This is a genomic window from Sedimentibacter saalensis (assembly GCF_007830175.1).
Classification (GTDB): Bacteria; Bacillota; Clostridia; order Tissierellales; family Sedimentibacteraceae; genus Sedimentibacter; species Sedimentibacter saalensis.
Window position 1 is genome coordinate 58,480 of record NZ_VLKH01000009.1, and the last position, 13,713, is coordinate 72,192.

The following is a 13,713-nucleotide window of genomic DNA, read 5'->3' on the forward strand; positions in this document are numbered from 1 at the left end:
ATAATTCAAACTTACAAACTATACAAGCAGCTTAAACAGCTTTGTTCTCTTCAACTACCTCACCCTTGTCTAACCATTCAACAATTCTCTGTTTATAATGTTTCATTATAAAGCCAACAACTTTTCCAACAAGCAGTGCAGCTAAAATTGTTCCTTCTCTAACTGTCTTCAAAGAACCTAAAAATACAAGAGACAAAAGTGCTGATACTAAAACCATGCCTGTGTCAACTCCAACCTTAGCATTACCAAACTTTATTTTATCCTTGCTCACCTGCACAATAGCAGCGCAAAGGCCTTCTGCCGGAAGAGGCATGATGTTTGGAATAAGAAATCCGGAAACACCTATACCGATAACCACTATACTTATTGCCAAATATACAAGTTGCATTACGTAATTACCAGGAGCTGGCAACCAAAACAACAAATATTTTGTGCTTGTATATGTTATGAAAGTTCCAAGAATAAAAGTCGGAACAATTTGCAGCAAGTTTCTTACTTTATATTCTTTTCTCAACAATATTATCTGCAGTGCCATTAATCCCATGTAGACAAAATATGTTGCCTTTCCAAGTTCAACTCCCCAAACAAGTTCACAGGCATAAGGAATTGAACTAACAGGAGAAATACCGAGACCTGCTCGTTTCGAAATATTTATTCCAATTGCTAATATTAAAAATCCTAATAGATAAAGACATACTCTTTTTGCTGTTTTCATTTACTTCCTCCATGTTATTTTAATTTTTTATTCTACTTATTATAATAAAGGCTGGAGAAATGAAAATCAATCATTATCACCAGCCCTATTAGTGTACCCTATAGATCAGAAAGGAGTGTCATCACCAATATAGCAAGCTATATTATTATCTAAATATATTCCTTGAAGAAGTTCCATTTTTTCTTCTGTCATATCTCCATGATTGCTATATTCATACTCTTTCCCCAACTGTTCCCACTTGGTCAATCCAAGTCTATGAAATTTTAACAGATTAATTTCGTACAATCCATTTTCATTCATAAACTCAATTAATTTATGAGCATTTTCAACGCTGTCATTGTACCCTGCTATAGTTGGCTGTCTCAGAATTAATCTTCCTTTCCAACCTGCTTTAACCAAGGCCCTGATGTTCGAAAGTACTAAATCATTATAAACTCCAGTACCTTCCTTATGCTTTTCTCTGTCCATGTTCTTGACATCAATAAATGCAAAATTGATATATTTCATAATTTCCAAAAATTCTTCCTGTTTTGCATATGCTTCGGTCTCAATTGCTGTGTGAATTTGCAGTTTATGGCATTTTTTTAATACCTCCAGCAAAAATTCATAATGCATCAGCGGATCTCCGCCTGTAAATGTTACTCCTCCGTCCGGACCCCAACTGTTGAAATCCCGCCTAAGTAATGCAACAAGTTCATCAACTGAATATTCTTTAACGACCTGTTTGAAAGCATTGTTTGGACAAATATTGATGCAGTCGAATGTTTCACATTTCATGCAAATGCCCCAGTCTATGCTCGGTTTGCCTGACTGATCAAATTTTATGTTGTGATGTGGGCATACATTTCTGCATGCCGCACATCCCTTTTCCCATTTGCACATTTTATCCGAAAACATAATATGTTTTTTCTTGTTCCAGCTTTCAGGATTAGCGCACCATTTGCATGTCATAGGACAACCTACAAAGAAAACATTAGTTCTGCAACCTGGACCGTCATGCACTGAATATGCCTGTATGTCAAATATCAAACCTTTTTTTCCAGTGCCTAAATTTATATTTTCTTTATCCATATCAAATCCTATTGTTGGTTGTTTTTTGTTATTTATTGAACTTTTCACATGCAAATGCTCCACAAGAAGCATATGCCCAGTTTTCTTTGGCAAAACCTTTACAAGTTCCTACTCCATACTTGTCAGGATCAGCAAAATTCTTGCAAACTCCGCATTTTTCAGCCTGCATGAACATTGGGCATGCATCGCTGCCTTCGCCATCTATTGGAATTAAATTTTTACTTAATGCGCATTGTCCTTTTTCGCAGTCCAAGTTTATATAATTTTTACAATCATAATGTTTCATCATCATACCTCCATCAATTTTTTTATGCTTCATCATATTGAGTTCTAAAGATAACCTCATCCTGGATCGGTTTTCCGATTTCACACCAGTACTGTGTAAATCCGGCAACACGAATCATAAGATCTCTGTACTTGTCAGGTGTTACCTGTGCACTTCTTAATGTCTTAGAGTCAACAATATTGAATTGAACGTGGAAACCACCTTTTCTCATGTAAGCTCTTACAACGTCAAGAAGCTTTCTTGTTCCGTTCAAACCTTTTACTGCTGATGGATGAAGCTTTAGATTCATTTGAGAATTCTGATGTATACCGTGATCATATACAGTTGCAGATTCAAACAATGCATAAAGTCCGTTCTTATCTGTACCAGGTGCTGCTGACAAAGAACCATCTGAATATGTTGTTCCTGCAAGTCTGGAATCAGCTGTACCCAATGTTATAAATCCTTGAGGACCATGTGTTGAAACTGATATCTGGCACAAGTATAATGGTTTTCCATAATATGAATTGTAGCTGTGTACCATTTCATACATGTCGTATTCATATGTCTTGAGCAATTGGTCAACATATGGAATTGCATTACCATATTTAGGTGCATTTACACATGCTGCAAATATTTTTTCATATTTAGGACTGTTTTCAGTGCTTTCTCTAAAGTCTGGTGAGAATACTCCTGTTTCATAAGCAGTCTTGAAACCAAAGTTGTTGATCATTGCATCTGTCATTTCTTCTATTGTAAACTTCTTGTCGTCATATACGTTTTTCTTAATAGAAGCTAATGAATTTATTAATGTAATAGTTCCGCATGATTCAACATTGATGCTGGCATTGTATCTAGCCCCCATAGTACCCAGGTGTTGACCTTTTCTGAAGCAGTCAGGTTTCAACAAGGAGTTAACAGCTGGCATAAGGTATTTTCTCCATACATCCATCTGAATGTTATTTACTTTATTAAGAATAAGTATTGAATCATTCATGTACTGTTTCCATTGCTCATAAACAGCTTCAAATGAATCAAGATTTTTATTATGTGCAGGATATACTCTTTTGCCTGTTCTCTTATCTACTCCGTTTGTCAATACAAGTTCAAGTATCTTTGGCATTGCCAGGAAGTGAACTCCTGTACCGCATGTTGGTGAAGCTCCTCCAGGTACCCAAGTTACTTTTCCGTCAAAATGCAATGGCTGGAAGCATCCAGGTGAAGATTCAAGACATCCTCCCAGGCACCAAGCTCTTGCATCTTCAAGATTCATGCCTTCCGGTCCATAGTTGTCAAGCATATAGTTCATACCACCTTGGTTGTTCATCCATGCTGGATATCCAAGTCCAAGTTTTGTACAAGATGCAGCTTTCATGAGGAAATCTTCAGGTGTTTTTTCATCATATAAAACGCTCAGTGTTGGCTGAGGAGTTCTGTTTCTCATTCCTGCTTCAATAATCAAATATTCCAAAGGAACAACTGCTGTAAGTCCTTCTTTGTTCAATCCGCCCATTGACAAGTTATTGAATGTATTTCCGGAAAGAACTCCGCCTGATACTCCGGCAGAAGCAAAACATTCTATACAAGTAATTTTAATTCTGTATAATTCAAGGATTTCTATTACTTCTTCATCAGTCATGATTCCTTCACGGATGTCATGTTCATAGTATGGCTGCAATACCTGTCCGAGTCTACCAATAGATAATCCTGACATTGCATCTTCATTTGTAACACCAAGATGACAACATACTGTCATTTGTATAGCTTCCCAGAAGTTAGCAGGTTTCTTATGTGCAATATTGTGCATAACTTCTTTGATTTTTTCGTAATTAGCTTTTAATTCAGGATCTGTCTCAACAGAAGCAAGGTAAGCTGCTTGTCTTGAATAGTTTTCACACCATTTGCTCAAACCCATTACAATTTCTTTCATGGCTGCATAGTAATATCCTCTGCTCATGCCAAGGATTCCGTCATCTCCTGCTTCACCCATCACTTCAGCCATTTTTTCATCACATATTTCTAAGATTCTGTCAAAGCCATATTCTAAAGGAACATAGTAGTTTGATACTTCACGTCCTTGTGCAATTGCAAAGGAGTCAAACATACAAACAACACTGTCCATTAAATCTCTATATTGTCCATATCCAGGTAATGTTCTTGAATATTTATCACTTATATCTTCTATGGAAATTCCTCTCCAAGGTTCAGATGTTTTAACAAGTACCGGAATTTCTTCTTTTCTCATACCGAATTTCTTAGCTAAAGAAATAATATTGCCATAGCTTTTAGTAACGTTTCCACCACCTGCGCCAACGATACTTACAGCATCAGCTTCATTCTCAGCAGGAGCATCAACTTCTGCCATCAAAGCATCTGCTTGAGCAAGGAAAAAGCTTGACGTTGTCCAAGGGAAAGGGAATCCGCCTCTGACATTTTTTGTCTTGTTCATAACAATTTTTTCATAAGGCTGAATAGTCGGTGTCATGTGTGATAAAGCAGCTCCCATGGCTCTGGCTCTTCTGACTTCAATTAATTCGCCGTCATTTTCCCACCAGCTTCTGTTGTACCAGTATGGAACTTCCATATCTGCAGTAACTTTTAAGGTGTAATAAGTTTCCATTAATTTTTTTGAAGACTCTTTTGCTTCTGGTATTTCAGCTTCCAATTGCTCGTCAACTTGAGCAATGTCTATGCCGCGTGATTTTAAAACATCTTGTAATTTTGTTTCATTAGAACTCATAACAATTCCTCCTTGTTAAATTTAACTCATTATACTGCTACCCAAAATTATGAGTTAGTGAAAAGTGCACAGTTTTAAAAATTTTATTCTGTTTATTTTCTTCAAATTGTTTGATTTTCCAACAAATATTTACGTGTTTTCATGTTTGTTGACTAAATTTTCAAAACATTCTTGCAATCCATGAAATGAAAATATTTTATCAAAATTATATTGATGAAAAGCAAAAAATAAAAAAGATGTTCAGCATTTTACTAAACATCTTTCATTATTTGTTAATTAATTTCTGATAATTTTACCCGGCCCATATGTAATGCTTAAACATTTACATTATCATACAATTTTTCGCAGCATTCAATGTTGCAACTTAAGTTGTCTATTACATAAAATACTACCTTTTCATCAATAAGCTTAACTATTATGCTGCTTCCCGGTGCAACATATTTTGATAAGAGCTCAGTAGCCAATGCATCTTCAAGTTCCAGCTTGACTGCACGTTTCAACGTCCTGGCACCCATTTTTAAATCGTTATGTTTCTCTACAATGTACTCTTTAACTGCATTTTCAATTACAAGGTTAATTCCATACAGCTTCTTGCACCTATTAGAAAGTTCATTTACAAGCAATGTCATAATCTGTTTCATATCATCAATATTCAATGCATTAAACACTATGACATCATCAATTCTGTTAATGAATTCTGGTTTAAACGTTCGCTTTACTTCAGCCATGACACTTGTTTTCATTTTCTCATAATTTTCTTGAGCGCTGTTTATACTTGTGAAACCAATAGTTTCAGGCACCATAATCCTATGAGCACCCACATTGGACGTCATAATTATAACAGTATTTTTAAAATTGATTTTTTTGCCTTTTGCATCTGTTAACTGACCGTCTTCCAATACTTGCAGCAAAATATTCAATACATCAGGATGAGCTTTTTCAACCTCATCAAATAATATTACCGAGTATGGATTGCGCCTTACTAATTCACTCAATTGTCCTCCATCTTCAAAACCCACATACCCTGGAGGAGAACCTATCATTTTTGATATAGAATGAGACTCCATATATTCAGACATGTCTATTCGTATAAAAGACTGTTCTTTTTCAAACATAATATTTGATAACACTTTGCTTAGCTCTGTCTTTCCAACACCAGTAGGTCCGAGAAACAGGAATGATCCAATGGGTTTATTCGGATTTTGTATTCCTGCTCTTCCACGCCTCATAGCCCTTGCTACTGCATCTACTGCTGATTTTTGTCCTATAATACGTTTATGAATAAGCATTTCTAACTTAAGAAGTTTTTCACTTTCTTTTTCTGTAAGACTTTTTACCGGAATATTTGTCCAGTCAGATACCACATTAGCTATTTCTGTTTTATGAACAGTCAGTACATTTCCACCTGCATCTGGTGTATCAATAATTTTCAACCTCATTGCTGCAGCTGCCTCATCTATCAAATCAAAAGCTTTATCAGGCAATCTCCTGTCGTTAATGTAACGATTGGACATAACCACTGCTGCTTCAACTGCTTCCGGCAAAATATATACGTTATGATAATCCTCATATTTTTTAAGAACCCCGTTGAGTATTGATATGGTTTCTTCAGTAGTAGGTTCTTCAACCATTATTGGCTGAAATCTTCTTTCTAATGCAGCTTCCTTTTCTATGTACTTTCGATATTCTTCTAAAGTTGTTGCACCTATCAGTTGAATTTCTCCTCGTGCCAAGTATGGCTTCAATATATTAGAAGCATCAATAGCTCCTTCTGCACCACCAGCTCCAACAATTGTGTGAATTTCATCTAAAAACAGCAAAATATTGCCAGCCTCCAGTACTTCGCCCAAAATTTTTTTAAACCTTTCTTCAAATTCTCCCCTAAATTTACTGCCAGCAACAATCCCAGCCAAATCTAATGCAACTACTCTTTTACCCGCCATAGAAACAGGTGCCTTGTTTTTAGCAACAAGCATTGCAAGGCCTTCGACAATTGCAGTTTTTCCAACACCCGGTTCACCTATTAGACAAGGGTTATTTTTAGTTCTTCGTATTAATGTTTGCATCATTCTGCGTATTTCTTTTTCTCTTCCAATCAGAGGATCCAGTTTTTCGTCCCTGGCTAATGCAGTAAGGTCTCTGCTGTATTTATCCAGCGTTTCAGTTTTTTTACATGCAGCACCTTCATCATAGGATTCTTTAACCCTGTAGCCGGATTTATTTTCTTTCATAGCCGAAATAATGTCTATGTATAATTTATGAGCTTCAACTCCCAATATTTTCATCAACTTTAGAGCCATATTATCTTTATCCTTTAGAATTGCTAAAATAATATGTTCTGAACTTGTAGCTTGTGCATGGAACCAGTCTGCCTGACTGTGACTATTCTCTATTATTTTCATAACGGAAGGCGAGTAATCACGAACGACTCCAAATACCGGTGTCTCACCGGCAGGAATCCATTCTTTTATCATTTCAGTTATTATTTCATCAGCAACATCATTTTCACTAAGAATCCTTGAAACAAATCCAGTCTTTTCCCGGATAAGCCCCAGCAGAATGTGCTCAGATCCAATATTTATTTGTCCAAATTTTCCGGCTGATTCTGATGCTATGGTTAAAACATTGCTTGCGTCTTCAGTAAAATATGGTTTCAAAAACAATCCTCCCAATTATATTAATTTTATATAATCTTCCTTCTTAATCAATTGTTTCCATCATTAACTTTATTATTCTCATAACAAATAGACTGCAACATATTTTAACACATAAAAAAATGGCGTCGTATTCACTTCGCCATTGAGTGCTATAGTCCTGATGTATATTTCTTTTTTATTTTAAGACGTTCCATTGCTCTTGCTAAATTTGCTTTTGACATATAATATTCATATGTGCTCTGATCCTGGCGCATTTGTTCTTCTGCACGTTCTTTTGCTTCCAGCGCTCTTTGTTCATCAATTTCCTCCGGAAGTTCCACAGTATCCACAATCATAACTACTTTGTTATTAGAAATTTGAATATGGCCGGCACCTGTAACTGCTATAATCCATTTGTCTTCAGCAGTTTGAATGCGTAATTCACCAACACTGACAGCTATAACAGCATCCTCATGATGAGCCAAAATACCCATGGATCCATCTGTTGACGGCAATATTAACTGCTTTGATTGACCTTCGTAAAATATTTTATTAATGGCAATTATTTTCAACTCAAAGGAGCTCATCTTATCACCTCATTCGTTACTGACCTTTTTTTGATTTTTGGATTACTTCTTCTATGGTTCCCACATTGAAAAATGCCCATTCAGGATAATCATCCATTTCACCGTTAATTATTGACTTGAAACCACGAATGGTTTCTTTTAAAGGAACGTATTGTCCAGGTACACCGGTAAAAACTTCTGCCACATGGAATGGCTGAGACAGAAATCTCTGAATTTTTCTTGCTCTTAAAACCGTAAGTTTATCTTCATCTGAAAGTTCTTCCATACCGAGAATTGCAATAATATCCTGCAATTCCTTGTATTTTTGTAATATCTGCTGAACACATATTGCCGTGTTATAATGTTGTTCTCCTACAACATCAACTTCTAATATTCTTGAAGAAGATTCCAGTGGATCAACAGCTGGGTAAATTCCTTGCTCAACAATTTTTCTGGAAAGAACAGTTGTAGCATCCAAATGAGCAAATGTAGTAGCTGGTGCAGGGTCCGTCAAGTCGTCTGCCGGTACATATACTGCCTGTACGGACGTTACAGAACCATTTTTAGTTGATGCTATTCTTTCTTGAAGCTCGCCCATTTCTGTTGCCAGAGTAGGCTGATAACCTACTGCTGAAGGCATACGCCCAAGAAGCGCTGAAACTTCTGAACCTGCTTGAACAAATCTGAATATATTGTCTATAAACAACAATACATTTTGATGTTCCACATCCCTGAAGTATTCTGCCATTGTAAGCCCAGATTCTGCAACTCTCATACGTGCTCCCGGAGGTTCATTCATTTGACCAAATACAAGAGCAGTTTTTTCCAACACACCTGATTCTTTCATTTCTATCCACAAATCGTTACCTTCTCTTGAACGTTCTCCAACTCCTGTAAAAATCGAGTAACCTCCATGTTCTGTTGCGATGTTTCGTATTAATTCCTGAATCAATACAGTCTTGCCTACTCCTGCCCCGCCAAAAAGACCTATCTTACCTCCTTTTGCATAGGGAGCAAGGAGATCTATTACCTTGATTCCTGTTTCCAAAATTTCAACAACCGGATTCTGGTCCTCAAATTTTGGCGGATTTCTATGAATAACCCATTTTTCCACATTTTCTAAATGTTCTTCTTTATCTATTGTATTTCCTGTTACATTAAATAGTCTTCCAAGTGTCTTTCTCCCAACAGGGACCTTAATTCCGTCACCTGTTGCTGTTACTTCCATGTTTCTAAAAAGGCCATCACTGGACGAAAGCATGATGCATCTCACGATATTACTTCCAATGTGCTGCGCTACCTCCATAACACGAACTTCACCATCTTTTATTACTTCTAATGCTTCTTTTATAGAAGGCAGTTTATTTTCATCAAATTCAACATCTACAACAGGGCCTAAAATTTGAACTATTTTTCCTTTATTCATAGCTTCTTCCTCTTCTGTGCTTTAGCACCGCTGATTACTTCTGTTACCTCTTGAGTAATAGCTGCCTGCCTAGCTCTATTATAAATAATCGACAACTCTTTCAGCATGTCTTTTGCATTATTCGTAGCTGCTTCCATTGCCATCATTCTGGCATTCTGCTCACTTGAATAAGCTTCTGTTAATGCACCATAAATAAAACCTGTTACAAAGTTCGGTATTAAATTGTTTAAAACATCGTGGGGTGTCGGTATGTAATTTGTTTCATCTGTACCATCGTCAGTTCCATCTTCATCCATGAAATCGACTTTCCTTAAGGGTAAAATTTTCTGAATTTCAGCTTTGCTTTCCAATGAATTAATCATCCTTGTATATATAATATAGATTTCATCCAGCTTCTTCTCATTAAACATTTGAACAACCCTTCCTGAAATAACCCTTGCCCTATGAAGTGTAGGGTTTTGAACTGTATATTTAAATTCAGCATCATAATTAGTTCCTTTGTTTTCAAAGTAGCTTCTTCCAACATTACCGGCTACAAATAAAACATGATTTCCATCTTTTTTAAGTTCATCTTCAGCAATTTTAATAACATTATTGTTATAAGCACCCGCCAGACCTTTGTCTCCGGTTATTACTATATACCCTTTATTTCTGTCTATTTTATCAGTCCTGTCATCAAAATAGCTGAGTTTTACATCTTCAGGTATTCTCTTAATCACGCGAACAATTGCTTCCTGTAGTGAATAAAAATATGGCTGAGTATTTTTAAGGTTTATTTTCGCCTTTTTTAACTTTGAAGAAGAAATCATATACATTGCATTTGTAATTTTCATGGTATCCTTAACGCTGCTTATTCTATTTTTGATTTCTCTTGCATTTGACATATGCTACCACCTGCTTTTATAATCGGATGATGCTTTTAATATTCTTTTCTCAAGGTCTTCACTCAGCACTTTTGTAGTTTCCAGCTCCTGAATGATATCGAGATGATACTGTTCGAAAAATTCCAACAATCCGTTCTTATATTCTTTAAAGCGTTTAGTATCAATGCCTGTCATACACTTCTTTGTTGCAGCACAAAGCAAAATAACCTGTTTTGCCATGCTTAACGGTTCACATAACGGCTGTTTTAAAAGTTCCATCAATCCTTTTCCATAATTCAGCTGTGCAAATGTTGCTTCATCCAAGTCAGAACTGAACTGAGTGAAAACTTCCATTTCTCTGTACTGGGCAAGGTCGATACGAATGCTTCCTGAAGACTTTTTCATCGCTTTCGTCTGTGCTGCACCTCCTACACGAGACACAGAAAGTCCAACATTAACAGCAGGACGTTGTCCCGCAAAGAACAGGTCACTCTCCAAATAAATCTGACCGTCAGTAATTGATATAACATTTGTAGGAATATATGCAGAAACATCATTTGCTTGTGTTTCAACAATTGGAAGCGCAGTTATGGAACCGCCGCCTAACTCGGGTACAAGTTTGCTGGACCTTTCCAGAAGTCTGGAATGCAAATAAAAAACATCTCCCGGATATGCCTCACGGCCTGGTGAACGTTCAAGTAAAAGAGAAAGAGATCTGTATGCTACCGCATGTTTAGTCAAATCATCATAGACTATCAATACATCCTTTCCCTTATACATAAAATATTCTGCCATTGAGGTACCTGCATATGGAGCAATATATTGCAAGGAAGCTGGATCACTTGCAACTGATGATACAATGATTGTATAATCCATGGCGCCATGCTTTCTCAAGGTATTTTCTACCTTTGCAACTGTTGATGCCTTCTGTCCTATAGCTACATATATGCATATAACATTTTGTCCTTTTTGGTTTATAATAGTGTCAGTAGCAATGGTTGTCTTACCTGTCTGCCTGTCACCGATGATGAGTTCCCTCTGGCCGCGCCCTATGGGGAACATGGAATCAATTGCAAGAATTCCTGTTTGCAAAGGAGTATTGACTGATTTTCTGTCTACAATACTCGGCGCCTTGCATTCTATGGGCCGAAAATCTTCTGCTAGAATTTCTCCCCTTCCGTCTATGGGAGTTCCTAAAGCATCAACTACTCTACCTAAAAAATTTTCTCCTACAAAGACACCTGCTATTTTGCCTGTCCTGATTACACGTGAGCCTTCTTTTAAATCATTTTCACTTCCGAATAAAATGCATCCTATTTCATCAGACCGTATATCCTGAACCATTCCTTTAACGCCTGATTCAAAAATTACTATTTCGCCAAACATTGCATGATCTATACCGTCTACTGCAACTATACCATCTCCGATACTTTTTACAAATCCAATTTCCTTTTCTGTTTTTTCAAACTCCAAATTTTCAATTTTTGCTTTAAGCAAGGAAATTATCTCTTCAGAACTGGAGAAGTTTTTGTTGCTATCAAAAACTTCCTGCTTCACCTGGTTAAGAAGTCCACGCATGCTACAATCGTATTCCTGATTGCCGACACGTATTATAAATCCACCTAAGAGCTGAGGTTCTTCTACTAAATCAATTTTCATATCAGTAATATTTACTTCATATTTTTTTGACAAGAAATTTATGATTTTATTATACTGCCCTTCATCAGGCGCTGTTACATATGAAATAATGATAGAGAGCTTTTTCTTATTTTCATCTGCTGTCTTTTGTACCATCTAATTCACCTGCTTCGGTTAAGAACCTTTCATAGATTATCTTATTGCTCTGTGGTGTAACATTTGCACCAATAATTTTAGTCGCAGTGTCCATTGCAAGATTAGCAATTTCTGTCTTCATCTTAAGAAGTTCTTTGCTATGTTGAGATTCAATATTTTTATGTGCATTGGCAATTATTTTTCCAGCCTCTTCATTTGCGCTTCTTATTATGTTGTCGTATTCTATTTTTGCTTGTGCTTTAGTTTCATCAATTATTTGTTTTGATAAATCGTTTGTAGTTTTTAAAGCATCTTCATATTCAATTTTCAATTTTAATGCATTGTCCTTAGTCAGATTAGCTTCTGCATACTGTTGTTCCAGCAAGCTCTTTCTTTTATCCAATATGTTGTTTATTGGATTAAACAAGAACTTTTTCATTAAGAAATAGAGAACAAGCAGATTTATGATTGTGAACAAGAGATTGATATTTATTTTAAGCAACGCTTTCTCCTACCTTTCTTTTTCTTAATGCTATGCCAAAAACAAAATAATTAATATGGCTACTACGAATCCATATATTGCAGTTGCTTCTGCAAGTGCGCATCCCAATAACAGCAATTTTGTAATTGCTCCCTCAGCTTCCGGCTGTCTTGCCACTGACTCTGTAGCCTTACCTGTTGCTATACCTATGCTTATACCTGCTCCTATACCTGTTAATACTGCTATTCCAGCTCCAATTGCTAATAAAGTTGTCATATAATACTCCTTTTCTTTTTTAGTGTTTTATTCAATTGCTTCTTTGATAAAAAGTGATGTTAAAAAAACAAAGACGTATGCTTGTATAAGCCCATCAAAGATATCAAAATACAGACTAAAGGGAACCGGTATACCCACTGGTATTATGATTTTGATTAATTCCATAACTACAAAGGCTCCAAGCACATTCCCAAATAGTCGCATACATAGCGATAATGGACGAATAAATATTTCTAAAATATTTATTGGGGTAACAACAGCAACAGGTTCTGCAAAGCTTTTAAAGAATTTTTTCGGCCCCTTTTTTTGAAACTTAGCCGCTTCTGTCAAAACTATGCTCATTATGGCCAGTCCCAAAGTTACATTAAGATCCTTTGTGGGGGGCTTAAATCCAAAAAGAGCACTTGTATTGGCTATTCCAAGAAAAATCAGAACCGTGGCCAAGTAAGGTACAAATTTCTTCCCATGTTCTCCAATTATGCCTTCAATCATATCTTGAAGCCCTACAACAGCTGTTTCTAATATAAGCTGTTTCTTGCTGATGTTTTCTACCTTTAAATCCCTTGTAAGCAACATAGAAGCAATCAATAAAATTGCCATTATAACCCATGTTACTACAACTGATTCAAGTACTTCTATTCCTCCAAGCACCGGGATAATCAGCACAGTCTCACAAGTAAGTTCATGCATTAATTCTTCTGCTAAATGATTCATTCATTCACCTCCTTTTTGTATATTGATGCTTTCGTTTTTGTTAATTATTTATCATAATTGGTGATTCTTATGTATCATTTGCTTAAATAGTTTGATTTTTACTTATTCTAAATAAATTCACCCGCTTATGCTTGTTTAACATATTAATATGTTTTATTATCTTTTAGTTAGTAAAGTTTGCACATAT

General features: G+C 36.1%; 12 protein-coding genes. All 12 read right to left on the reverse strand.

Annotated elements, in window-relative coordinates:
- Positions 1–31: 31 nt before the first annotated feature.
- Positions 32–715, reverse strand: a complete 684-nt coding sequence (locus tag LY60_RS13790) for a YczE/YyaS/YitT family protein (protein ID WP_145085019.1) — start codon at positions 713–715, stop codon at positions 32–34.
- A 105-nt stretch (positions 716–820) separates the two neighbouring features.
- Complete coding sequence (gene hpdA / locus LY60_RS13795; protein ID WP_145085288.1) at positions 821–1,786, reverse strand: 4-hydroxyphenylacetate decarboxylase activase; 966 nt, start codon at positions 1,784–1,786, stop codon at positions 821–823.
- 28 nt (positions 1,787–1,814) lie between these two features.
- A complete protein-coding gene (gene hpdC, locus LY60_RS13800) occupies positions 1,815–2,072 on the reverse strand; it encodes a 4-hydroxyphenylacetate decarboxylase small subunit (protein ID WP_051011017.1) in 258 nt (85 codons plus the stop codon).
- 22 nt (positions 2,073–2,094) lie between these two features.
- Entirely contained in the window at positions 2,095–4,791 is a 2,697-nt protein-coding gene (hpdB, locus tag LY60_RS13805) for a 4-hydroxyphenylacetate decarboxylase large subunit (RefSeq protein ID WP_145085022.1), read from the reverse strand.
- Between the two features lie 314 nt (positions 4,792–5,105).
- Positions 5,106–7,448, reverse strand: coding sequence for an ATP-dependent Clp protease ATP-binding subunit (locus LY60_RS13810; RefSeq protein ID WP_170226240.1), 2,343 nt, complete (start codon positions 7,446–7,448; stop codon positions 5,106–5,108).
- A 149-nt stretch (positions 7,449–7,597) separates the two neighbouring features.
- Positions 7,598–8,014: an ATP synthase F1 subunit epsilon gene (gene atpC / locus LY60_RS13815; RefSeq protein ID WP_019229292.1), complete on the reverse strand. Its 417-nt coding sequence runs from the start codon at positions 8,012–8,014 to the stop codon at positions 7,598–7,600.
- A 16-nt stretch (positions 8,015–8,030) separates the two neighbouring features.
- Positions 8,031–9,419, reverse strand: coding sequence for a F0F1 ATP synthase subunit beta (gene atpD / locus LY60_RS13820; RefSeq protein WP_145085027.1), 1,389 nt, complete (start codon positions 9,417–9,419; stop codon positions 8,031–8,033).
- Complete coding sequence (gene atpG / locus LY60_RS13825) at positions 9,416–10,303, reverse strand: ATP synthase F1 subunit gamma (protein ID WP_145085030.1); 888 nt, start codon at positions 10,301–10,303, stop codon at positions 9,416–9,418. The genes atpD and atpG overlap by 4 nt, the downstream gene beginning before the upstream one ends.
- Before the next feature lie 3 nt (positions 10,304–10,306).
- The gene (atpA, locus tag LY60_RS13830) at positions 10,307–12,076 is read right to left on the reverse strand and encodes a F0F1 ATP synthase subunit alpha (RefSeq protein WP_145085033.1); all 1,770 of its coding nucleotides are present in this window, start codon (positions 12,074–12,076) and stop codon (positions 10,307–10,309) included.
- Entirely contained in the window at positions 12,054–12,557 is a 504-nt protein-coding gene (gene atpF, locus LY60_RS13835) for a F0F1 ATP synthase subunit B (RefSeq protein ID WP_145085036.1), read from the reverse strand. The genes atpA and atpF overlap by 23 nt, the downstream gene beginning before the upstream one ends.
- A gap of 30 nt (positions 12,558–12,587) precedes the next feature.
- Positions 12,588–12,812: an ATP synthase F0 subunit C gene (atpE, locus tag LY60_RS13840; RefSeq protein ID WP_019229297.1), complete on the reverse strand. Its 225-nt coding sequence runs from the start codon at positions 12,810–12,812 to the stop codon at positions 12,588–12,590.
- A 27-nt stretch (positions 12,813–12,839) separates the two neighbouring features.
- On the reverse strand, positions 12,840–13,526 hold the full coding sequence (locus tag LY60_RS13845) for a F0F1 ATP synthase subunit A (RefSeq protein WP_145085039.1): 687 nt from the start codon (positions 13,524–13,526) through the stop codon (positions 12,840–12,842).
- Between the last annotated feature and the right edge of the window lie 187 nt (positions 13,527–13,713).

Excerpts from the sequence above, each read along its gene's own strand:
- hpdC (WP_051011017.1), bottom strand. The coding sequence starts at position 2,072 with ATGAAACATTATGATTGTAAAAATTATATAAACTTGGACTGCGAAAAA.
- atpD (WP_145085027.1), bottom strand. The coding sequence starts at position 9,419 with ATGAATAAAGGAAAAATAGTTCAAATTTTAGGCCCTGTTGTAGATGTT.
- hpdA (WP_145085288.1), bottom strand. The coding sequence starts at position 1,786 with ATGGATAAAGAAAATATAAATTTAGGCACTGGAAAAAAAGGTTTGATA.
- atpA (WP_145085033.1), bottom strand. The coding sequence starts at position 12,076 with ATGGTACAAAAGACAGCAGATGAAAATAAGAAAAAGCTCTCTATCATT.
- hpdB (WP_145085022.1), bottom strand. The coding sequence starts at position 4,791 with ATGAGTTCTAATGAAACAAAATTACAAGATGTTTTAAAATCACGCGGC.
- LY60_RS13790 (WP_145085019.1), bottom strand. The coding sequence starts at position 715 with ATGAAAACAGCAAAAAGAGTATGTCTTTATCTATTAGGATTTTTAATA.
- atpC (WP_019229292.1), bottom strand. The coding sequence starts at position 8,014 with ATGAGCTCCTTTGAGTTGAAAATAATTGCCATTAATAAAATATTTTAC.
- atpE (WP_019229297.1), bottom strand. The coding sequence starts at position 12,812 with ATGACAACTTTATTAGCAATTGGAGCTGGAATAGCAGTATTAACAGGT.
- atpG (WP_145085030.1), bottom strand. The coding sequence starts at position 10,303 with ATGTCAAATGCAAGAGAAATCAAAAATAGAATAAGCAGCGTTAAGGAT.
- LY60_RS13845 (WP_145085039.1), bottom strand. The coding sequence starts at position 13,526 with ATGAATCATTTAGCAGAAGAATTAATGCATGAACTTACTTGTGAGACT.